The organism is Herbiconiux liangxiaofengii, from assembly GCF_041927335.1.
GTDB classification, from domain to species: domain Bacteria; phylum Actinomycetota; class Actinomycetes; order Actinomycetales; family Microbacteriaceae; genus Herbiconiux; species Herbiconiux liangxiaofengii.
In genome coordinates, this window is the sequence record NZ_JBHFHD010000002.1 from 1 (window position 1) to 20,668 (window position 20,668).

General features: G+C 71.7%; 22 protein-coding genes. 12 read left to right on the forward strand and 10 right to left on the reverse strand.

Annotated elements, in window-relative coordinates:
• Window positions 1-110: 110 nt before the first annotated feature.
• From ACEXOR_RS00855 to ACEXOR_RS00865, 3 genes are all read left to right on the forward strand, one after another.
• The gene (locus tag ACEXOR_RS00855; RefSeq protein WP_374847467.1) at window positions 111-1,007 is read left to right on the forward strand and encodes an SDR family oxidoreductase; all 897 of its coding nucleotides are present in this window, start codon (window positions 111-113) and stop codon (window positions 1,005-1,007) included.
• Between the two features lie 79 nt (window positions 1,008-1,086).
• Complete coding sequence (locus ACEXOR_RS00860; RefSeq protein ID WP_374847468.1) at window positions 1,087-2,043, forward strand: AraC family transcriptional regulator; 957 nt, start codon at window positions 1,087-1,089, stop codon at window positions 2,041-2,043.
• A 136-nt stretch (window positions 2,044-2,179) separates the two neighbouring features.
• Window positions 2,180-2,533 (forward strand): hypothetical protein, encoded by a 354-nt coding sequence (locus tag ACEXOR_RS00865; RefSeq protein WP_374847469.1) that lies wholly within the window; start codon window positions 2,180-2,182, stop codon window positions 2,531-2,533.
• Between the two features lie 69 nt (window positions 2,534-2,602).
• On the opposite strand, the gene ACEXOR_RS00870 is transcribed toward ACEXOR_RS00865, so the two are convergent.
• Together ACEXOR_RS00870 and ACEXOR_RS00875 are read right to left on the reverse strand one after the other, a co-directional pair.
• A complete protein-coding gene (locus ACEXOR_RS00870) occupies window positions 2,603-4,375 on the reverse strand; it encodes a cell wall-binding repeat-containing protein (protein WP_374847470.1) in 1,773 nt (590 codons plus the stop codon).
• 94 nt (window positions 4,376-4,469) lie between these two features.
• Window positions 4,470-4,799: a hypothetical protein gene (locus ACEXOR_RS00875; protein ID WP_374847472.1), complete on the reverse strand. Its 330-nt coding sequence runs from the start codon at window positions 4,797-4,799 to the stop codon at window positions 4,470-4,472.
• Window positions 4,800-4,888: 89 nt separating this feature from the next.
• On the opposite strand from ACEXOR_RS00875, the gene lpdA reads away from it, so the two are divergent.
• Window positions 4,889-6,289, forward strand: a complete 1,401-nt coding sequence (gene lpdA / locus ACEXOR_RS00880; RefSeq protein WP_374847474.1) for a dihydrolipoyl dehydrogenase — start codon at window positions 4,889-4,891, stop codon at window positions 6,287-6,289.
• Between the two features lie 69 nt (window positions 6,290-6,358).
• On the opposite strand, the gene ACEXOR_RS00885 is transcribed toward lpdA, so the two are convergent.
• Entirely contained in the window at window positions 6,359-6,784 is a 426-nt protein-coding gene (locus ACEXOR_RS00885) for an arsenate reductase ArsC (protein WP_374847475.1), read from the reverse strand.
• A 75-nt stretch (window positions 6,785-6,859) separates the two neighbouring features.
• Between ACEXOR_RS00885 and ACEXOR_RS00890 the strand changes: the two genes are divergently transcribed.
• Window positions 6,860-7,504, forward strand: coding sequence for a DUF1345 domain-containing protein (locus tag ACEXOR_RS00890; RefSeq protein ID WP_374847476.1), 645 nt, complete (start codon window positions 6,860-6,862; stop codon window positions 7,502-7,504).
• A 44-nt stretch (window positions 7,505-7,548) separates the two neighbouring features.
• Here the strand turns inward: ACEXOR_RS00890 and ACEXOR_RS00895 are convergent, their stop codons facing one another.
• Entirely contained in the window at window positions 7,549-7,716 is a 168-nt protein-coding gene (locus ACEXOR_RS00895) for a hypothetical protein (protein ID WP_374847477.1), read from the reverse strand.
• Window positions 7,717-7,852: 136 nt separating this feature from the next.
• On the opposite strand from ACEXOR_RS00895, the gene ACEXOR_RS00900 reads away from it, so the two are divergent.
• Window positions 7,853-8,068, forward strand: a complete 216-nt coding sequence (locus tag ACEXOR_RS00900; protein ID WP_374847478.1) for a hypothetical protein — start codon at window positions 7,853-7,855, stop codon at window positions 8,066-8,068.
• Window positions 8,069-8,099: 31 nt separating this feature from the next.
• Here ACEXOR_RS00900 and ACEXOR_RS00905 read toward each other — a convergent pair whose 3' ends face one another.
• Genes ACEXOR_RS00905 through ACEXOR_RS00920 form a run of 4 tightly spaced genes read right to left on the reverse strand, consistent with a single transcriptional unit; the run spans window position 8,100 to window position 12,065 of the window.
• Window positions 8,100-8,906 carry an ABC transporter ATP-binding protein gene (locus ACEXOR_RS00905; RefSeq protein WP_374847479.1) on the reverse strand — a complete coding sequence of 269 codons (807 nt, stop codon included), beginning with the start codon at window positions 8,904-8,906 and terminating at the stop codon, window positions 8,100-8,102.
• Window positions 8,903-9,937, reverse strand: coding sequence for a FecCD family ABC transporter permease (locus tag ACEXOR_RS00910; RefSeq protein WP_374847563.1), 1,035 nt, complete (start codon window positions 9,935-9,937; stop codon window positions 8,903-8,905). The genes ACEXOR_RS00905 and ACEXOR_RS00910 overlap by 4 nt, the downstream gene beginning before the upstream one ends.
• Window positions 9,938-9,990: 53 nt before the next feature.
• On the reverse strand, window positions 9,991-11,037 hold the full coding sequence (locus tag ACEXOR_RS00915; RefSeq protein ID WP_374847480.1) for a FecCD family ABC transporter permease: 1,047 nt from the start codon (window positions 11,035-11,037) through the stop codon (window positions 9,991-9,993).
• Window positions 11,034-12,065 (reverse strand): iron-siderophore ABC transporter substrate-binding protein, encoded by a 1,032-nt coding sequence (locus ACEXOR_RS00920; protein WP_374847481.1) that lies wholly within the window; start codon window positions 12,063-12,065, stop codon window positions 11,034-11,036. The genes ACEXOR_RS00915 and ACEXOR_RS00920 overlap by 4 nt, the downstream gene beginning before the upstream one ends.
• A 171-nt stretch (window positions 12,066-12,236) precedes the next feature.
• Here ACEXOR_RS00920 and ACEXOR_RS00925 point away from each other — a divergent pair, with 171 nt between their 5' ends.
• Genes ACEXOR_RS00925 through ACEXOR_RS00935 form a run of 3 tightly spaced genes read left to right on the forward strand, consistent with a single transcriptional unit; the run spans window position 12,237 to window position 15,270 of the window.
• Complete coding sequence (locus ACEXOR_RS00925) at window positions 12,237-13,298, forward strand: permuted SH3 domain-containing protein (protein WP_374847483.1); 1,062 nt, start codon at window positions 12,237-12,239, stop codon at window positions 13,296-13,298.
• Window positions 13,295-14,029 carry an ABC transporter ATP-binding protein gene (locus ACEXOR_RS00930; protein WP_374847484.1) on the forward strand — a complete coding sequence of 245 codons (735 nt, stop codon included), beginning with the start codon at window positions 13,295-13,297 and terminating at the stop codon, window positions 14,027-14,029. The genes ACEXOR_RS00925 and ACEXOR_RS00930 overlap by 4 nt, the downstream gene beginning before the upstream one ends.
• Window positions 14,026-15,270: an ABC transporter permease gene (locus tag ACEXOR_RS00935; RefSeq protein ID WP_374847486.1), complete on the forward strand. Its 1,245-nt coding sequence runs from the start codon at window positions 14,026-14,028 to the stop codon at window positions 15,268-15,270. The genes ACEXOR_RS00930 and ACEXOR_RS00935 overlap by 4 nt, the downstream gene beginning before the upstream one ends.
• Before the next feature lie 56 nt (window positions 15,271-15,326).
• On the opposite strand, the gene ACEXOR_RS00940 is transcribed toward ACEXOR_RS00935, so the two are convergent.
• A complete protein-coding gene (locus tag ACEXOR_RS00940; RefSeq protein WP_374847487.1) occupies window positions 15,327-16,757 on the reverse strand; it encodes an L-serine ammonia-lyase in 1,431 nt (476 codons plus the stop codon).
• Between the two features lie 274 nt (window positions 16,758-17,031).
• Between ACEXOR_RS00940 and ACEXOR_RS00945 the strand changes: the two genes are divergently transcribed.
• A complete protein-coding gene (locus tag ACEXOR_RS00945; RefSeq protein WP_374847488.1) occupies window positions 17,032-17,307 on the forward strand; it encodes a hypothetical protein in 276 nt (91 codons plus the stop codon).
• 139 nt (window positions 17,308-17,446) lie between these two features.
• Here the strand turns inward: ACEXOR_RS00945 and ACEXOR_RS00950 are convergent, their stop codons facing one another.
• Window positions 17,447-18,340 carry a DUF808 domain-containing protein gene (locus ACEXOR_RS00950; protein ID WP_374847489.1) on the reverse strand — a complete coding sequence of 298 codons (894 nt, stop codon included), beginning with the start codon at window positions 18,338-18,340 and terminating at the stop codon, window positions 17,447-17,449.
• Between the two features lie 98 nt (window positions 18,341-18,438).
• On the opposite strand from ACEXOR_RS00950, the gene ACEXOR_RS00955 reads away from it, so the two are divergent.
• Window positions 18,439-19,368: a cation diffusion facilitator family transporter gene (locus ACEXOR_RS00955; RefSeq protein ID WP_374847490.1), complete on the forward strand. Its 930-nt coding sequence runs from the start codon at window positions 18,439-18,441 to the stop codon at window positions 19,366-19,368.
• A complete protein-coding gene (gene kynU / locus ACEXOR_RS00960) occupies window positions 19,365-20,597 on the forward strand; it encodes a kynureninase (RefSeq protein WP_374847491.1) in 1,233 nt (410 codons plus the stop codon). The genes ACEXOR_RS00955 and kynU overlap by 4 nt, the downstream gene beginning before the upstream one ends.
• Window positions 20,598-20,668: the final 71 nt, after the last annotated feature.

The window sequence follows — 20,668 nt, forward strand, 5'->3', positions numbered from 1 at the left end:
CCGGCCCCGCGACTCGTCCCGAATCGGGGCGCGACACGGCGTGTCGCCCCGATTCGGGACGAGTCGCGGGGGCGGTGCGAGCGCGCCGGGGCGGGCGTACGGTGACGCCCATGAGCCCCGATCAGTTCGCCTTCGACAACCCCGTCACCCGCTACGCCCGCGTCGAGCCGCCCGTGCAGCACCAGCCCGAGCCTGGCTTGCAGGGCGGCATGACCCCGGTGCCCGACCTCGGCGAGAAGACCTACCGCGGGCTCGGCCGGCTCACGGGCCGGCGGGCCCTGATCACCGGCGGCGACTCGGGCATCGGCGGCGCCGTGGCCATCGCCTTCGCCCGCGAGGGGGCCGACGTGGCCATCTCGTACCTGCCCGAGGAGGAGGCCGACGCCCAGCACGTGCTCGCCGAGGTCGAGGCGGCCGGCCGTCGCGGCATCGGTCTCCCCGGCGACATCTCCGACGCCGCCACCTGCCGGGGACTCGTCGCCGACGCGGTGGAGGCGCTCGGCGGCCTCGACATCCTGGTGAGCAACGCGGGCAAGCAGGTGGCGGTCGAGAGCCTCGACGACCTCAGCGACGAGCAATTCGAACTCACCTTCCGCACCAACGTCTTCGCCGCCTTCTGGATCGTCAAGGCGGCGGTGCCGCATCTCGCGCCCGGCTCGTCGATCATCACCACCGCCTCACTCGAGGCCTACAAGCCCGCCCCCGACCGCCTCGACTACGCCGCGTCGAAGGCCGCGATCAACAACCTCTCGAAGGGGCTGGCGCTGCAGCTGGCCTCGCGCGGCATCCGGGTGAACGTGGTGGCGCCGGGGCCGACCTGGACGGCCCTGCAGGTGTCGGGCGGGGTCTCCGACGAGCAGATGGCCGCCTTCGACGACGAGAGCACCTACCAGCGGGCCGGCCAGCCGGCCGAGCTCGCGCCGGCCTACGTGTTCCTCGCGTCGTCGGAGTCGAGCTACGTCTCGGGTGAGACCCTCAACGTCAACGGCGGCATGCCCACTCCGTAGCCCTTCCGCGGCGGCGGAATGTACCGCTGCGTCGTGCCGTCTGCGGCGGACTCTCCTGTCGTGCCAGACTCCCAGATGTATGGATGACGGTGCAGCACGTATCGCCCGCACGGAGCGGTCGGGCGACGACCTCGACGACGCTCGGGAGATGTACGAGCGCGGCTACAACGGTGCCGACTTCCAGGCCGAGCGCAGCGAGTCGGATTTCGCCTTCCGCTACACCATGGTGGGCGGCGAGAACATGACGCTGCGGTCGTCGACCTATCTCGGCACCATCACCGGTCGCATCCAGCCCGAGAACGAGTACATCGTGTCGTGGCTCATCCACGGATCGGGCGTGATGGAGGCGGATGGCGAGTCCAAGGTGCTCGAGCCGGGCCGGCCCGCCATGTTCCCCGCGGGCAAGCCCTTCGACTTCGACTTCGCCGACTACCGGCAGAACCTCATCCACCTCCGGGCCGGCTATCTCGAGCAGGTGGCCGCCGAGCACGAGGGCGCGCTGCCCGGCCCCATCACGTTCGACCACACCGCTTCACCCGAGGGCGCGGCGCTCACCAGGTGGGTCTTGGCAGTCGAGGAGGCCGCGCGGCTGCTCATCAGCGGTTCGCCGACCCTGCTGCAGCTGGCGGAGGTCGATCGCCGCATCGCGGTGACCCTGCTCGAGACCTTCCCGCACGTCACCTCCCGACTTCCCGACTCCCTGCTGGTGCCGCGGAACGGCCGGCTCCGTCAGGCGGTGGAGTACATGCACGCCAACGTGGCGGCTCCCCTCTCGCCCTCGGACATCGCCGCCGAGGTGGGCCTCACGCCCCGGGGGCTGCAGCAGGCCTTCCAGCGTCAGCTCGGCGCGACCCCCACGGAGTACCTGCGGGGCCTGCGGCTGGAGAGGGTGCGGGCCGAACTGGTGCACCTCAGCCCGAGGGATGCGACGGTGGCCGAGGTGGCCGCCCGATGGGGCTTCACGCACGCCGGCCGGTTCTCGGCCGCCTACGCCGCCCGCTTCCGCGAGTACCCGAGCGCCACATTGCAACGTTGACCGGGCGAATCGGTTCGCTTTTCGGCTAATGCAGACGTATGGACAGGTGCGCATCCGGTGGAATAGGCGTAGACCCGCCGGGGCGCGGCGACACCTGTCGCCGCCGCTGGCCAGCGGGCCCTGTGAGGAGGACGCGATGCCGTTTCGCAGCAAGGACACGCTCGAGCGCTGGCTCGCGGAGTTCCTCGCGGGCGGCCGCAGCTTTCCGGGCACGGTCGAGGTTCTGCCGCAGGACGGCACCGACGGCGGCGACACGGGCCTGGTGGTGGTGGGGCTGAAGTACGCGCCGACGCAGGTGTACATGGAGCCGGCTGCTCCGGGTGACCCGCACTGGACGGTGACCTTCCTGGCCCGGGAGGTCGACACCGCGCTGGATGTGACCCGGTTGCAGTTGCTCGCCGGGGAGCTCTCGCTCGTGTCGGAGCTGTGCGCGCACCTTCAGGCGCGGTCGACCGCGCACGTGCTCGAGCACGGGATCGCCGCGGCCTGAGCCGGCACGCCGGGGTCGCGCGGGTTGCGCCGCGCCGCGCCGGGGCCTGAGCCGCCCGGCTCGCCCGGCTCAGCAGCCCGTGAGCGCCGCCACCCCGGCCCCGAGTGAGTTGGGCCCGCCCAGCAGCGTGACCTTCGTGTTGTCGAAGGTCTTGAAGCTCAGCCGCACGTCGCGTGGCAGACAGTTCTGCGGCACCACCAGCAGGGGCGAACCGAGAGCTCCGGCGTAGGCCGAACCGGCCAGCGCATCCGGGAAGTTCAGGCCGGTGGCCAGGAAGACCCGGTCGCTCGTGCCGTAGGCGTCCTGGTTGATCGCCAGCGACGCGGCGAATCGGTCGGCGCCGGACAGCCGCTCGACGCTGGTGACGCCGGGCAGGGCGTCGAGCGAGCTCTGGATGCCGTCGCTCACCGAGTTCGGGCCTCCCGCGATGCGCACGTCGGTCACCTTCAACGACTCCAGCAGCGCCGCCGTCGAGCCGTCGATCGACGAGGCTCCGCCGTTCACGAGCACCACGGGGCGGCCGAGGTGCCCGCCGGCCCCGCTCGCGCTCAGGGCGTCGGGGAAGTTCAGGCCGGTGGCGACGTACGCTCCGGATGCGCTCGGGAACGCGTACGCCGCGAGGTTGCGCGACACCTCGAACCGGTCGGCGCCGCCGATGCGCTCCACGTCGACGCCGGGCACGAGTCCCGCCAGCTGGGACTGGACGAACGGCGACACCGAGTTCGGGCCACCGACGATCACGATCTTCTGGGGCTTGAGCTGCTTCGAGATCTCATCGGCCACCCCGCTGGTAAGCGCGCCGGTGGGGGTGAGCAGAAGTGGCGCGTTCGCCTGCACGGCGGCGGGGCCGGCGGACAGCGCGTCGGCGTAGCCGGTTCCGGTGGCGATGAACACGGTGCCCGCGCCGTCGGGGTAGGCCTTCTCGGCCACGTTCACCGCCACCTCGTAGCGGTCGGCGCCCTGGATGCGGTCGACGTCGATCTGCGGGTAGCCGAACCAGTCGGTGTACACGAACCAGAACAGCAGGTTGCCGATGCTCGAGCACGCGTTGCCGTTGCTGCCCTGCACCTTGGCCGCGTCGTTCGGCTGGTAGGGCGTGTAGGAGTAGAGGGCGGCGGTGGCCACGGTGCGGATGGTGACGGCCGACGATCCGCAGTCGGGGTTCGGGGAATAGTCGATCTGGGTGGGGGTGCCGATCGGCAGGCGGGGTTCGGCGCGGTAGTCGTCGAGCTGCCGCGCCGCGTTGTAGACCTGCAGGAAGAAGCCGCGGTAGGCGGGATCGCAGCTCGACCCGTCGGGGCACGCGTAACCGGTCGCCTGGTCGTACTGGCTGTCGGTGGGGCTGTTGCTCCCGATCAGCGACGACTCCTTCTGGATCAGGGCGAGCAGGGCCTTCTGACTCACCCCGCAGGCCTTGCCGGCCGCGGCGATCATGGCCGATGCCGTGGTGAGGCCGCCGGCGACCGCCGAGCAGTCGTTGTTCGCGGGCTGCGCGGGCGACGCCGGGAAACTCCGGATGTCGATGCAGTTCGTCGTGGCGCACGACGGCACCGTGGCCACCAGGAACGACTGCACCTGCGCGGCCGTCATGGCGTTCGGGTCGTACATGTTCTTGTCGGAGATGATGTCGTCGGCCCGGAAGCTGGCGACGCTGCCGTCGACGAGATAGGCGTCCAGCGAGGGCTCGGATGCCGCGGCCGGCGTCGGGGCCGGCTCCGGCGCCTCGGCGGCCGAGGCTGCTCCGGCCCCCGACACCAGGAGCCCTGCCGCGAGGGCGACCCCGCTCAGCCCGGCGGCGACGCGCGCCACCCACGATCGTGACGACGGCATCCTGATGCTCATGTCGCGATGCTAACCGTCTTCGACAGTTGTCAGGAAGGGTGGCACGGCGAATTCCCGGTGACGGGCCGCTGCCGGCCGGCGGGTGGCCGCGGGATCAGTAGTCGTCGCCGAAGCCCACGCGCAGCGCGTCGGGATCGGGCTGCGCCCGGGCGGGTTGCAGCCGGGCGGTCTTGTCGCGCATCCACTCCACGGCCGCCGGGTCGTCGAGGTCGACGTCGCGTTCCACCGCCGGAGCGGCGAACAGCTGGCTCGCCGGGCCGATCAGCAGCTTCACGGTGCCGCGCACCCCCTCGTCGGAGAGGGCGGGCACGATCACGAGGTCGGACTTGCCCACGTCGGCGAGAGCCTGGGCGTAGTCGACGACCGCGTCGCAGACCTTGTCGCCGAGCAGCATGTACCCGCTCGCGTAGTAGAGCTTCTGCATGCCCACCATCCTGCCCCCATCCGGTGTCATCGGCAGGGGCGACTAGGGTCGTCAGAGTCAATTCCCGAAGCATCACCCGAAGGAGTTCCATGTCCTCGCACTTCGACGTCGTCGTCCTCGGAGCAGGCCCTGGCGGCTACGTCGCCGCCATCCGGGCCGCTCAGCTGGGCAAGAAGGTGGCAGTGATCGAGTCGCAGTACTGGGGCGGCGTCTGCCTCAACGTCGGCTGCATCCCGTCGAAGGCGCTGCTGCGCAACGCCGAGCTCGCCCACATCTTCACGCACCAGGCCGAGCAGTTCGGCATGTCGGGCGAGGTCTCGTTCGACTTCGGCGTGGCCTTCGACCGCAGCCGGCAGGTGGCCGACGGCCGCGTGAAGGGCGTGCACTTCCTGATGAAGAAGAACGGCATCACCGAGATCGACGGCCGTGGTTCGTTCCAGGATGCGCACACGATCGAGGTCATCCTCTCCGCGGGCGGCACCGAGACGGTCACGTTCGAGAACGCCATCATCGCCACGGGTTCCACCGTGCGACTGCTGCCCGGCGTGGGGCTGAGCGACAACGTGGTCACCTACGAGACGCAGATCCTCACCCGCGAGCTGCCGGAGTCGATCGTGATCGTGGGCGCCGGGGCCATCGGCATGGAGTTCGGCTACGTGCTGAAGAACTACGGCGTCGACGTGACGATCGTGGAGTTCCTCGACCGGGCGCTGCCGAACGAAGACGCCGACGTGTCGAAGGAGATCGCCAAGCAGTACAAGAAGCTCGGGGTGAACATCCTCACCTCCACCAAGGTCGACACGGTTGTCGACGACGGTTCGTCGGTGACCGTCACGTACACCGCGAAAGACGGCAGCCAGGGCAGCCTCACGGCCGACAAGGTGCTGATGTCGATCGGTTTCGCGCCCCGGGTGGAGGGCTTCGGCCTCGAGACCACCGGAGTGGCCCTCACCGAGCGCGGCGCCATCGCCATCGACGACTTCATGCGCACGAACGTGCCGAACATCTACGCCATCGGCGACGTCACCGCGAAGCTGCAGCTGGCGCACGTGGCCGAGGCGCAGGGCGTGGTGGCGGCAGAGACCCTCGCGGGAGCCGAGACCCAGTCGCTGGGTGACTACCGCATGATGCCGCGCGCCACCTTCTGCCAGCCCCAGGTGGCTTCGTTCGGGCTCACCGAGCAGCAGGCGCGCGACGAGGGCCACGAACTGAAGGTGACGAAGTTCCCCTTCTCGGCCAACGGCAAGGCGCACGGTCTCGGCGAGCCGGTGGGCTTCGTGAAGCTGGTGGCCGACGCGAAGTACGGCGAACTGCTCGGCGCACACCTGATCGGCCCCGACGTGTCGGAGCTGCTGCCCGAGCTCACGCTGGCCCAGAAGTGGGATCTCACGGCCACCGAGCTGGCGCGCAACGTGCACACGCACCCCACGCTGAGCGAGGCGCTGCAGGAGGGCTTCCACGGCCTCACGGGTCACATGATCAACATGTGAGCCGCCGAGTTGCGCCGAATCACCCCTTCGCGCCCGCGCAGAGGGTGATTCGGCGCAACTCGCCGAGGGTCAGGCGAGGGTGGCGATGAGGTGCTGCACGCGCGCCTTGATGTCGTCGCGCACTGCGCGCACCTCGGCGGTGGGGAGGCCGGCCGGGTCGGTGAGCTCCCAGTCCTCGTAGCGCTTGCCGGGGAAGATGGGGCAGGCGTCGCCGCAGCCCATGGTGATCACCACGTCGGCCTGGCGCACGGCATCGGTGGTGAGGATGCGCGGCTCGGCCCCGGCGATGTCGATGCCCTCCTCGGCCATCACCTCCACCGCGGCGGGGTTGATCGACTCGGCCGGCTCGCTGCCGGCCGAGAACACGTCGATGCGGTCGCCGGCGAGCTCGCGCAGCCAGCCGGCGGCCATCTGCGACCGTCCGGCGTTGTGCACGCACACGAAGAGCACGGCGGGGCGGGATGATGCGGCGGGGGCGGCGGGCTGATCGGGCATGGCCGCCATCCTAGACAAGGCGGGTTAACGCCCGGCGGCCGCCGCCCGGCCGGGCGAGCCCCTACGATGGTCGCCATGGACGCTGCCCGGCCGAGCTCCCGCGACTGGGCCACCACTGCCGCCGAGGTCGTGATGGTGGTGGTGTCGGTGGTCTACGTGGTGACGAGCAGCTTTGCCGTGCTCGCCGTGTGGGAGGTGATCGCCGCCGCCTATCTCGTGGTCGGCTACGCCGGCATCCGTCGGCGCACTCTCGCCGGGCAGGCCGACACGGGCCGCTCGGGCGTGCTCGACACGCTCTCCTGGGTGCTGCCGCTGGCGGCGAGCCTGGTGGGCATCAACTCGGCCGTGCTCTTCCTGCTCGGCCGGTCCGACCTCGCCGGCGACCCGGGAGCCGGCGCAGTCACTGCGGTCTCGGCGGCGCTCGGCATCGTGATCTCGTGGCTGCTGCTGCACACGGGCTTCGCGCAGCGTTACGAGACCATCGAGTCGCGGTCGACGGGCGAACCGGGCCTGATCATCCCGTCGAGGCCGCATCCGGGACTCGTCGACTACCTGTACTTCTCGTTCACCATCGGCTCGTCGTTCGCCACCTCCGATGTGACGGTGAACACCAGCCGGATGCGCCTGACCGTGCTCATGCACAGCGTGGTGAGCTTCTTCTACAACGCGCTCGTGGTGGCGTTGGCGTTCCAGATTCTGCAGCAACTCGGCGCGCCCTGACGCAGATGGGCCGTCGGGGCGACGGGCCCACGGCCCGGCGCGGCTCAGGCCTGGCGCTTGGCCTTGTTGACGCTGCGCCGCACGAACCCGAACACCAGGGTTCCGACGATCAGGATGATGCCGATGATGCCGAGCCAGAGCAGACCCTCGATGGCGAAGCCGACGACGCTGAGGATGGCCCAGAGCACCAGGAGGATGACGATGACGGTCATGAACATGTCCTTTCACGGACGTCGTGTGCGGCGGTTGCCCTTCGAGCCTAACCCGGACGGGGGTCAGGGGGCGGCGCAGGGCGAGTGCTCGGGTTCGCTTCAGCATCCGTTCACCCGCCGCCCCTACGGTCGGCGTATGCACGACACCCGCTGGAGCACCCCCGCCTTGATGGCCCGCATCGACCTCGCCATCGTGCTCGACGGGAAGAGCCGGGTGGTGTCGGCCGAGCGGGCGCGGCTGCGGCTCGACTTCCTCAACGTGGTGAGCGCGGTCGACGGCGGGCGGATGAGCTCCGACGAGGCGCTGGGCCGGCTCGAGACCATGCTCGACACCGCCCGCGCCGCGGCCTGACGGGCGCCGCGCCGCGGCCCGACGGGCCTGCCTACACCGGCGCCACGTGGTGCCGCCCGAGCGGCAGCATCAACGGCTTGCCCGACGTCGGGTCGGCGATCACCCGGCTGTCGAGCCCGAACACCGCCCGCACCATCTCCTCGGTGAGCACCTCGGCCGGCGTGCCCGCCGCGTGCACCGCGCCGTCGGCGATGGCCACCAGATGGTCGGCGTAGCGCGCTGCGAGGTTGAGGTCGTGCAGCACCATCACGACGGTGGTGCCGCGGGTGCGGTTGAGGTCGGTGAGCAGGTCGAGCACGTCGATCTGGTGGCTCACGTCGAGAAAGGTGGTCGGCTCGTCCAGCAGCAGCAGATCGGTCTGCTGGGCGAGCGCCATCGCGATCCACACCCGCTGCCGCTGACCGCCCGACAGCTCGTCGACGGGCCGGTCGGCCAGGGCCGCGGTCTCGGTGGCGTCGAGGGCGGCGGCCACCGCGGCGTCGTCGTCGGCGTTCCAGCGGGAGAGCAGGCGCTGGTGCGGGTGCCGCCCGCGGCCCACGAGGTCGGAGACCGTGATGCCCTCGGGCGCGATCGGCGACTGCGGCAGCAGGCCGAGCGTGCGGGCGAGCTCTTTCGCCGGCATCCGGTGCACCTGCTTGCCGTCGAGCAGCACCTGCCCCGCGCGCGGCGCGAGCAGGCGCGACATCGAGCGCAGCAGGGTCGACTTGCCGCAGGCGTTGGCGCCCACGATGGCGGTCACGCCGCCGGGCGGCACGGCGAGCGAGAGCTGCTGCACCACGGTGCGGTCGCCGTAGCCGAGCGTGAGGTCGTGGGCGGCGAGGGTGTGGCCACGCGTCACAGCGAGCCTCCAGATCGATTCGAACGGATGATGAGATACACGAGATAGGGGGCGCCGAGCACGCCCGTCACGACGCCCACGGGGTAGCGGGTGCCGAAGGCGAACTGCCCCACGAAGTCGGCCACCACCACCAGCAGCGCCCCCACGAGCGCGGCCGGCACGAGCAGCGATGCGCCGGGGCCCACCAGCCGGGCGGCGATCGGCCCCGCCAGGAAGGCCACGAACGCGATGGGTCCGGCGGCCGCGGTGGCGAACGCGATCAGGCCCACGGCGGCCACGATCACGATCAGCCGCGTGCGGTCGACGCGCACCCCGAGCGCCGCCGCGGTGTCGTCGCCGAGCCGGGTGGCGGCGAGGTTCCGCCCCTGGCCGAGCAGCACCGGAGAGAGCACGGACACCGCCACGAGCACCGGCAGCACCTGCCCCCACGAGGCCCCGTTCAGGCTGCCGGTGAGCCAGCGCATGGCCTCCTGCAGATCCCACTGCGCGGCCTGCGAGAGCACGTAGGCGGTGACGCTGTCGAGCATGGCGGCCACGCCGATGCCGATCAGGATGAGCCGTGTTCCCGCCACCCCGCTCCGGTACGACAGCGCGTACACCAGCAGGGCCACGGCGAGGCCCACCACGATCGCGAACACCGACACCTCGGCGGCGCCGAGCGACAGGGTCACGATGGCGAACGCGGCGGCGGCGCTCGCCCCCGAGCTGATGCCGATGATGTCGGGGCTCGCCAAGGGGTTGCGCAGCATGGTCTGGAAGGCCACGCCGCCGAGCCCGAACGACAGGCCCGCCAGCACGGCCAGCGACACGCGGGGCAGCCGCAGCCGACCCACGGTGAACGTGGCCCCCGCCACGTCGTCGCCCAGGATGACGCGCAGCACGTCGGCCGGCGGGTAGAACGTGCGGCCCGCCATCAGGCTCACCGCGAACATCACCACGATCAGGGCGGCCAGCACGATCATCACGGCGCGCCGGCGACGGGAGCGGTGCGCTCGACCGCGCCGCACGGCGTCGACCGTCGTGGCGTGCAGCCCGGCATCCGGAGGCACGCCCGGTGCGGCGGGTGGCGATGGATCGACGGCGGTCACAGGCTGCGCACCTTCTGCCGCCGCACGATGGCGATGAAGAACGGCGCGCCCACGAGGGCGGTGATGATGCCCACGTCGATCTCGGCCGGGCGCGCCACCACGCGGCCCAGGATGTCGGCGGCCGTGAGCAGGCACGCGCCCGCCACCGCCGAGAAAGGCACCAGCCAGCGGTGGTCGACCCCCACCAGCAGCCGGCAGGCGTGCGGCACCACGAGGCCCACGAAGCCGATCGGCCCGGCCACGGCCGTCACCGCACCGCAGAGCACCACGGCTCCGAGCGCGGCCGAGCCGCGCGCGAGGGCCACCCGCTCGCCGAGCCCCGCCGCCAGCTCGTCGCCGAGCGCCAGGGAGTTCAGGCCCCGGGCCGAGAGCAGGCAGATCACGAAGCCCACCACGATGAACGGCAGCACCTGCTGGATGCTCGCGAGGGTGGCCCCGCCCACCCCGCCGATCTGCCACGATCGCACGCTCTCGCTGATGTCGCCGCGCGGCAGCACGATGGCGCTGGTGAACGACACGAGCGCCGCCGAGGTGGCCGCGCCGGCGAGCGCGAGCTTGAGCGGGGTGGCGCCGCCGCGGCCGAGGGAGCCCACCGTGTACACGAACACTGCGGCCAGCGCGGCGCCGGCGATGGCGGTCCAGATCTGCGCCGAGGCGCCCGCGAGCCCGAAGAACGCGATGCCGCCCACCACCGCGAGCGAGGCGCCCATGTTCACGCCCAGGATGCCGGGGTCGGCGAGCGGGTTGCGGGTGACGCCCTGCATCACGGCGCCCGAGACGGCCAGGGCGGCGCCGCCGAGCACCGCCAGCAGGGTGCGCGGGATGCGCGTGGCCACGGCGGCGCGGTCGAACCCGTCGGTCGCTCCGCCCAGAGCGGCCACGATGTCGTCCCACCCCACGTCGCGCGACCCCACGGCGACGGATGCGGCGGCCAGCGCCACGAGGAGCGCTGCGGACACCAGCAGCCAGAATGCTCGAAGCCGTCTCGGGCGCCGCACGGCGGCGGCTCCCGAGACGGCGGGTGCGCTGATCGCCCGGGTCACGCCTTGTCGGCGGCCTCGGCGAGCAGCGCCAGGTAGTCGTCCAGCACCCACGAGATCGACAGCGGGGTGGGGTTCGCGGCGGTGCCGAGAGGGCTGGTTCCGGGCAGCGCCACGACGGCCTTGTTCGCCACGGCGGGCATCTGCGACAGCAGGGGGTCGCCCTCGAGGGCGGTGAGCAGCTCGTCGCCGCCGTAGGTGACGATGATGTCGACGTCGCCGAACGCATCCGCCTGCTCGGCGCTCTGGCTCAGGGCGAACAGGTCGGTGGTGGCCGAGGCCGTCGCGATGCTCTCGGGGGTGCTCAGCCCGAGGTCGTCGAAGAACATCGCCCGGGTGTCGTGGGTGGTGTAGAAGCTCACCTCGCTGAGGTCGGCGGTGTCGACGTGGGTGAGGAACGCAGCCGACTTGCCCTCGAGCTGCGGGTACTCCGCCGCGGCGTCGGAGATCTGCTGTTCGAGGTCGGAGACGAGCTGCTCGCCCTCGGCCTTCAGGCCGATGGCCTCGCTGTTGAGCTCGATCATCTCGCGCCACGGGGTGCCCCAGGCGGTCTCGGGGTAGGCCACCGTGGGGGCGATCTCGCTGAGCGTGTCGTAGTCCTCCTGGGTGAGGCCCGAGTAGGCGGCCAGGATGACGTCGGGCTGGGTGTCGGCGACGGCTTCGAAGTCGATCCCGTCGGTCTCGTCGAACAGCACCGGGGTCTCGGCACCGAGGTCGTCGAGCTTCTCCTTCACCCAGGGCAGCAGGCCGTCGCCGTCGTCGTCGCCGAAGTTGGCGGCGGCCATGCCCACCGGCACCACGCCGAGTGCGAGCGGCACCTCGTGGTTCGCCCAGTTCACCGTGGCCACGCGTTCGGGCTTCGCATCGATCGTGGTGGTGCCGAGCGCGTGCTCGATGGTGATCGGGGTGAAGGCGGCGTCGCTCGAGGCGTCCGACGAGTCCTCGGCGGAGGACGAGGTCGAGCAGCCGGCGAGGGAGGCGGCGAGGAGGGCTGCCGTCGTGAGAGCGAGCAGGCGCGAGGCGCGGGGCATGGAGATGCCTTTCGATGGGGGTGCAGGGGTTCGCGACCCGGCGCAGTGCTGCGGCGCTTAGGGTTGCCTTACCAAACCTAGGTAGGGCTGAGGGGTTATGCAAGTCGGTGCGACATGTGGATCTCCTATGATCTCGAGAGTCATCGACCGGAGGGAACGAGTGTGGGCGTGATGAGGAGATGGGTGTTTCCGGTCATCCGGATCGTCTTGATCGCGGTGATCGCGATCGCGTTGGGAAAGCTGGCGTTCTTTCCCGACAAGGCGGCCGAGGCCGACCCGGCCGTGCCCACCGGAGAGGTGATGGAGCCCACGGTGGCCGTCACCCTCGGCAGCATCACCAACGACGTCGTGATCGACGCGACGGTCTCGGCCGATGCCGCCGTGCCCATCAAGGCCACCGCGGCCGGCACGGTCGACGAGGTGTTCTTCGCGGTCGGTGCGCCGGTGGCCGCCGGTGACGTGGTGTTCGACGTGAAGGTCGAGATCGTGCGCGACCCGGGTGAGACGGTCGACGCCGAGGGCAAGCCGTTGCCGGCCATCTTCCGCTACGAGGAGGTGACGGCGCCGAGCTCGGGCACCCTCAGCTCGCTGGCCGTGATCGAAGGCCAGACGGTGGCCATCGGCGAGGCGGCGGGCCAGATCGCGCCGCCCACGTTCTCGGTCTCCGGCGCACTGCAGCCCGCGCAGCAGTACCGGCTGGTCAACCAGCCCACGGAGGCCTCGGTGGCGATCACCGGCGGACCGGCCCCGTTCACCTGCACGGGCCTGCGCATCCAGACCCCGCTCGCCGGAGCCGGATCGGGCGGCGACACGGGCACGGGCGGCACCGGCGGCACCGGCACGGGTGGCACGACGGGCGGCACCTCGGGCGGCGGCACCTCCACCACCGTGAGCTGCCCGGTGCCCGACGGGGTGACGGTGTTCCCGGGCCTCGCCGCGCAGATGACCATCGCGGGAGGCCGCGCCGACAACGTGCTCGTGGTACCCACCACCGCCGTGCGCGGGGCCGCCCAGAGCGGATCCGTGTGGGTGGTGACCGCCGACGGCACCCACGAGGAGCACCCTGTGGGACTCGGCCTCAGCGACGGCAGCCAGGTGGAGATCACCGGAGGCCTCACCGAGGGCGACACGGTGCTGCAGTTCGCCCCCGGAGCGGCCGCCCTGCCCTCCGACGGCATGGGCGACTGCACCGCGATGCCCGACGGCAGCATGATGTGCGGATCGGTCCGGTGACGCTGCTGCACCTCGCCGGGGTGACCCGCACGGTGCTGCCCCCCGATCAGCCGGCACTCACCATCCTGAACGGCGTCGATCTCACGGTCGAGGAGAACGACCGCGTCTCGGTGGTGGGCCGGTCGGGTTCGGGCAAGTCGACGCTGCTCAACCTGCTGGGCCTGCTCGACCTTCCCACCAGCGGCACCCTGGAGTTCGAGGGCCGCCCGGTCAAGCAGTACTCGGCGGGCCAGCGTGACCGGCTCCGCGGCCGCGAGATCGGCTTCGTGTTCCAGCAGTTCAACCTGCTCCCCGGTCGCACCGCCCTCGAGAACGTGATGATGCCGCTCTACTACGCCGACGGCCGCCAGTTCTGGCGCCGGCGCACCATCGCGGCCGAGATGCTCGAGGAGGTGGGTCTCGGCCACCGGCTCGACAGCCTGCCCGACCGCCTCTCGGGGGGAGAGCAGCAGCGCGTGGCCATCGCTCGCTCGCTCGTGCGCGGGCCGCGCCTCATCCTGGCCGACGAACCCACCGGTGCTCTCGACCTCGACACCGGGCAGAGCGTGATGGAGCTGATCGACGAGGTGGCGGCGCGCACGAACGCGGCCCTCGTCGTGATCACCCACGACCCGGCCATCGCCGAGCGCTCCCGCGACCACTACCGGCTCGACCACGGCGTGCTGCGCCGGGCCGACGCGGATGTCGCGGCCGATGCCGGGGTCGCGGCCGACGCCGGGGCCGTGCGATGAGCCGCGTCGTCACGAGCGTGCTCGGCGCCGTGCTGGAGGCCTGGCAGGAGCTGCGCATCCACCGCACGCGGGTGCTGCTGTCGCTGATCGGCGTGGCCGTGGCGGTGTGCTCGCTCACCACGGTGGTGGCCCTGGGCGCCATCCTGCAGCAGTCCACCGCCGAGCTCAGCGAGCGCCAGAGCGGCCGGCCCGCCACGCTGTACGTCTCGGCCTACCGCGACGACGGGCAGCAGGTCGATGCCGAAGCGCTGCAGAACGGATGGCGGGACACCGTCGCCCGGTACGGCATCGACTACGCCAGCCGGCTCGTGAACGCCACGGTTCCGGTCGACTCGCCCGAGGGGGTGCTCTCGGTGGGCACGCAGGCCGTCGACCAGCCCTACGGCGAGATGCACCGCGTGCGCATCATCGAGGGCTCGTGGTTCGCGCCCGACGACGCGCAGCTGCTGGCGCCGCCGGTGATCGTGAGCGAGGTGTTCTGGAACCGGCTCGGCCGCCCCGACCTCGCCACGCATCCCACCATCTCGCTCGGCGGGCCGGGCGGCACCACCGCGGTGGTGACCGGGGTGTACCCCTCGGCCGACTGGGAGACCGAGCCCGCCATGTTCATGCTCGTCGACCAGTTGACGGCGTACCAGGCGGCGGATGCGGGCGCCGGGGCGCCCGTCGACCCCTACGCGGGCTCGTCGGTGCAGTACGAGATGTGGGTTCCGCCGGCCGACTGGCAGTCCATCGCCGACGCGGTCAAACGCGACCTCTCGGCCGCGGTCGGCGACGGCGCGGTGGTCGACGTCAGCCGCCAGGACGCCGCGCAGTACGGCGACGACCCGTTCATGGCCACCCGGCTGATCGTGGGCGGCATCGCCCTGCTGGTGCTGCTGCTCGGCGCGCTCGGCCTGGTGAACATCGCCCTCGTGACGGTGAAGCAGCGGGTGCGCGAGATCGGCATCCGCCGCAGTTTCGGGGCCACCGCGGGGCGGGTGTTCTTCGCCGTGATGATGGAGAGCGTGGTGGCCACGGTGGCCGCCGGAGCCGTGGGGGTGGCGGCCGCCATCCTCATCGTGCAGAGCCCGATGGTGCACGACTTGGTGGGCCAGGGGCTCATCACCGACTTCCCGCCGTTCCCGGTCGACGCCGCGGTGCTCGGGCTCGTGGCCGCCTCGGCCGTGGGGGCGCTCGCCGGGTTGCTGCCGGCGCTCGTGGCGGTGCGGGTGAAGGTGATCGACGCCATCCGGTACTGAGGCGCGGTTCGGGATGTCGCGGAGGCCTCCCGCGGGGCCACCCGCCGGCCCGGGCGTCAGCAGTTGGGCACGTTCACGGCCAGGCCGCCGCGCGAGGTCTCCTTGTACTTCGAGCTCATGTCGGCCCCGGTCTCGCGCATGGTGGCGATCACCTGGTCGAGCGACACGTGGTGGGTGCCGTCGCCCCAGAGTGCCATCTTCGCGGCGTTCACCGCCTTGGCCGCCGCGAGGGCGTTGCGCTCGATGCAGGGCACCTGCACCAGCCCTCCGATGGGGTCGCAGGTGAGGCCGAGGTTGTGCTCCATGGCGATCTCGGCCGCGTTCTCCACCTGACGGGGAGTGCCGCCGAGCACCGCGGCGAGGCCGGCGGCCGCCATCGACGACGCCGAACCCACCTCGCCCTGGCAGCCCACCTCGGCTCCCGAGATGGAGGCGTTGCTCTTGTAGAGCGCTCCGATCGCCGCCGCCGTGAGCAGGAACTCCTCCACCACGGCCTCGAGCGCCCCCGGCTCCACGCCGCGCGGCGTGTAGTGCAGCGCGTAGTAGAGCACGGCGGGGATGATGCCGGCGGCGCCGTTCGTGGGGGCCGTCACCACGCGCCCGCCCGAGGCGTTCTCCTCGTTCACCGCCAGGGCCACGAGGTTCACCCGCTCCTGCCAGAACTCCGGCCGACGATCGGGGTCGACCCGCTCCAGGTGGGCGTGCAGCACCCCGGCCCGGCGGCGCACGTTCAGGCCGCCGGGCAGCACGCCCTCGCGGGTGAGGGCGTTGCGCCAGCAGCCGTCCATCGCCTGTTCGATCGCCCGCAGGCCGTCGGCGAGCTCGGTCACGGAGTGCCGGGCGAGTTCGTTCTGCCGCACCACGGCCGCGATGGCGAGTCCGGTCTCGTCGCAGCGCTGCAGCAGCTGGTCGCCGGTGGCGAACGGCAACGGGATGGGCGCGCCGGTCGCTTCCGCCGTCTCGTCGTCGCCCTCGCGCACCACGAAGCCGCCGCCCACGGAGTAATAGGTCTCGGCCGCCAGCACCAGGCCGGCGGCGTCGACGGCGCTCAGCGTGAGCGCGTTCGGGTGCCGCGGCGCCACGGTGAGGGGGCGCAGCACGAAGTCGGATACGGCGCAGCGCACCCGGTGCACCCCGGCCAGCAGCACGCATCCGGATGTCTCAATCGCGGCCAGCCGCTCCTCGGCCTCGTGCGGCAGCGTCGACTCGGGCCGGAGCCCCTCGAGCCCGAGCTGCACCGCCCCGAAGGTGCCGTGACCGGCGCCCGTGGCGGCGAGCGAGCCGAACAGCTCCACCCGCACCTCGGCGACGGAGTCGAGGCCGCCCGACGCCCGCAGCGGCGAATCGGCTGCGATGAGTCGCTCGGCGAAGTCGCCGGCCGCCCGCATCGGGCCGACGGTGTGCGAGCTCGAGGGGCCGAGGCCGATGGTGAAGAGGTCGAACACCCCGGCCAGGCGCGGCGGCGGTGCCGAGACGGGGTGGGACATTGGGCTCGACCCTACCCCCGCCCGACGGGGCGATCAAGGCCGCTCGGCCGCAGCCGCGCCGTGGGGCGACGGAGTTGCGGCGGCCATCCTGCGAACGACGGATGCTCCGTCCGGAGGTGGCCCGCGCATCCGTCGTTCGAGGGCGGCGGCCGGGCGCATCCGTCGAGGGTTGTTGCGACGAATCGAGGGTGAGCGGTGGGGCGGCGGGCGCTAGCGTGACGCCAGAGGCGTGCGCAGCGCGCCGGATCCATCGCCCCTCGAGAGGAGCCCGACCATGTCAGGCATCGAACACGTCAGCCAGCACCACCGCACCACGCTCGAGAACATCGGGCACCACCCCACCACGCACAACCTGGAGTGGAACGACGTGATCGGCCTGCTCGACGAGGTGGCCGAGGTGCGAGAGGAGCACGACGGCAAGTTCATCGTGAAGCTCGGCGACGAGCGCATCGTGCTCACGAAGCCGCGCCACAAAGACGTCGACGAGCAGATGGTGGTCGACCTGCGCCGCCTGTTCCGCGCCGCGGGCTACCTGCCCACCAAGGACTGACCGGCCGACGACGGAGCCGGCACTCCACCTCCGAACGACGGAGTTTCGGGCGCCATCTCGAGAACGACGGATGCTCGGCCCGACGATGGCGCCCGCATCCGTCGTTCGCGCGGGGCGGCGCCCGGGGCGCGGGCCCGGGTCAGTGGGCGGCGGGGGCGGGGTGGGAGCGCGACGTGAGGCGGCGGATGCCGAGCACGATCGCCACCACCAGGAGGCCGAGCGCCAGGCCGAAGACGGCCGAGGATGCCGTGTCGGCGAGCCACACCACCACCGGCCCGGCGGCCTCGACCGCGTGCGTGATCACGTGCAGCAGATCGTAGGGGCCGTGCCAGAACGTCTCGGCCAGGTTCGCGATCACGAGGTGGCCACCCACCCAGAGCATGGCCACGGTGCCCACCACGCTGATCACCCGGAAGACCGCGGGCATCGCCGCCACGACCCGGGCGCCCGTGCGCCGCACCTTCCGCGCCGGGCTCTTCATCAGCCGCAGGCCGATGTCGTCGACCTTCACCAGCAGCGCCACCGCGCCGTACACCAGCGCCGTCATGCCGAGCCCGATCACCACGAGGGCTCCCAGCGTCATCCAGATGCCGAGCTCGGGGTCGAGGCTGTCGAGTGCGATGAGCATGATCTCGGTGCTCAGGATGAGGTCGGTGCGGATGGCGCCGAACACCAGTTTGCGCTCGTCACGCGACTCGGTCTCTCCGCTGTCGTGGTGCATCCCGAACCACTCGAGCACCTTCTCGGCACCCTCGAAGCAGAGGTACGTGCCGCCGATGATGAGCAGGAACGGCAGCACCCAGGGCGCGAACGCCGACAGCAGCAGCGCTATGGGGATGATGATGACGAACTTGTTCACCAGGCTGCCGAGCGCGATGCGCCACACCACGGGCAGCTCTCGGGCGGGCGTCAGCCCCTGAACGTACTGCGGGGTGACCGCGGCGTCGTCGATCACGACCCCGGCGGTCTTCGCGCTCGCCTTCAGGGCGGCGGTGAGGATGTCATCGACGACAGCGAGCAGGCCGACAGACATGCGCTTCTCCAAGGGGTGGGATGCGCCGCTGCTCCAGGGGTGGCAGCGACGGCGTCAAGAGTATCGCGGGCCCGCACGGCAGCGCGTAGCGTCGGAGCATGACCGTCGTCATCGCGTTCGTCGCGAACATCCTCGTCGCCCTCGCCAAGTCGGTGGTCGCCGGCCTCACCGGCTCCGCGTCGATGCTGGCCGAGGCGGCCCACTCGTGGGCGGATGCGGGCAACGAGATCTTCCTGCTGATCGCCGACCGGCGCGCGGGCAAGAAGCGCGACACCGCGCATCCGCTCGGCTACGGCCGTGACGCCTACATCTTCTCGCTGTTCGCGGCGTTCGGCATCTTCACCGTGGGGGCTGTGGTGTCGGTGTACCACGGCATCCAGAGCCTGGCCGCACCGGAGGCCGTTGAGGACTACGCCCTCAACTACATCGTGCTCGCGGTGGCCTTCGTGCTGGAGGGCTTCTCGCTCACGCAGTCGGTGATGGAGGGGCGGCGAACGGCCCGCCGCTACGGCCGCGGCTTCTTCGACTACGTGGTGAACGGGTCGAACACCACGCTGCGGTCGGTGTTCTTCGAAGACACGGCGGCACTGCTCGGGCTGGTGATCGCCGGCGCCGGCATCGGCCTGCACCAGGCCACGGGCGACCCGGTGTGGGATGCGCTCGGCTCGATCGCCATCGGGCTGCTGCTCGGCGGGGTGGCGCTGTTGCTGATCAGCCGCAACCGGCGGTACCTGCTGGGGGCGGGGCCGAGCGAGCAGTACCGGGCGCAGATGGGCCGGGCGCTGCTGGCGCACGCCGAGATCCAGCGGGTGACCTCGCTCTACCTGGAGTTCAGCGGGCCGGGCGAGCTCTTCCTCGTGGCGGCGGTCGACCTCGTGGGCGACGGGCCGGAGGAGGATGTCGCCCGGCAGCTGCGCCGGCTCGAAGGAGACCTCGAGCAGCACGAGCTGATCGGCAAGGCCGTGCTCACCCTCGCCGTGAGCGACGAGCCCTCGCTCGACTTCGACCGTGGGAGGCTGCAGTCATGACCTCGTTCCTCCGCCGCCCCCTCGCCGCGCGGGCCGCCACGCTCGACGCCGACGACGCGCTCGCACCGCTCCGCGACGCCTTCGTGGCCGATCCCGCGGTGCGGGCGTACTTCGACGGCAACTCGCTCGGCCGGCCGCTGCGCGCGACCGCCGGCCGCATGACGGCACTGCTGGACGGCTGGTCGTCGCGCCTGATCCGGCACTGGGACGAGGGCTGGATGGCGGCGCCCGAGACCGTCGGCGACCGCATCGGCGCGCTCACGCTGGGTGCGGCCCCCGGCCAGACGGTGGTGGGCGACTCGACCACGGTGCTGCTCTACAAGCTGATCCGGGCGGCCCTCGCCGCGCGGCCGGGACGCGACGAGATCGTGATCGACGACGACGACTTCCCCACCGACCGCTTCCTGGTGGAGAGCATCGCCCGCGAGACCGGCTCGACGGTGCGCTGGATCCCGGTGCCCCGCGACGGCGGCATCGAGCCCGAGCAGATCGCGGAGGCCGTGGGGGAGCGCACGGCGCTCGTGCTGCTGAGCCACGTGTCGTACCGCTCGGGCCACCTCGCCGACGCCGAGACCATCACGCGCCTGGCGCACGACGCTGGGGCGCTCGTGCTCTGGGACATCTGCCACTCCGTGGGCTCGGTGCCCCTGGAACTCGACCGCTGGGAGGTCGACTTCGCGGTGGGCTGCACCTACAAGTACCTCAACGGCGGCCCCGGTTCGCCCGCCTTCGCCTACGTGCGGTCGGGCCTGCACGCCGCGCTCGAGCAGCCGATCACCGGCTGGATGGGCGCGGCCGACCCGTTCGCGATGGGGGAGCGCTACGAACCCGCGCCGGGCATCCGACGTCTCCTGAGCGGAACGCCGTCGATCCTGGGCATGCAGCCCATGCTCGACATGCTCGACCTCATCGAGCAGGCCGGCCTGCCCGCGGTGCGCGCCAAGTCGATCGCGCTCACGGAGTTCGTGGTCGACGCGCTCGCCGACGGCGGCGCCCTCACGGGTCTCGGCCTCACCCTCGAGTCGCCGCGCGACCCCGCTCGACGCGGCGGGCACGTCACCCTCGGTCATCCGGATGCGGAGGCCGTGGTCGCGCGGGCCTGGCAGCGCGACGTGCTGCCCGACTACCGGGCGCCCGGCGGCATCCGCATCGGGCTGTCGCCGCTCAGCACCTCGTTCGCGGAGGTGGCCGACGGCCTCGAGGTGCTCGCTGCCTGCCTGCGCGCCTGACCCGCGCGCCTGACCCGCCCATCCGCTCGAGCCTCGTCGAGTTGCGCCAAATCGCCCTCATTCAGCCCTCG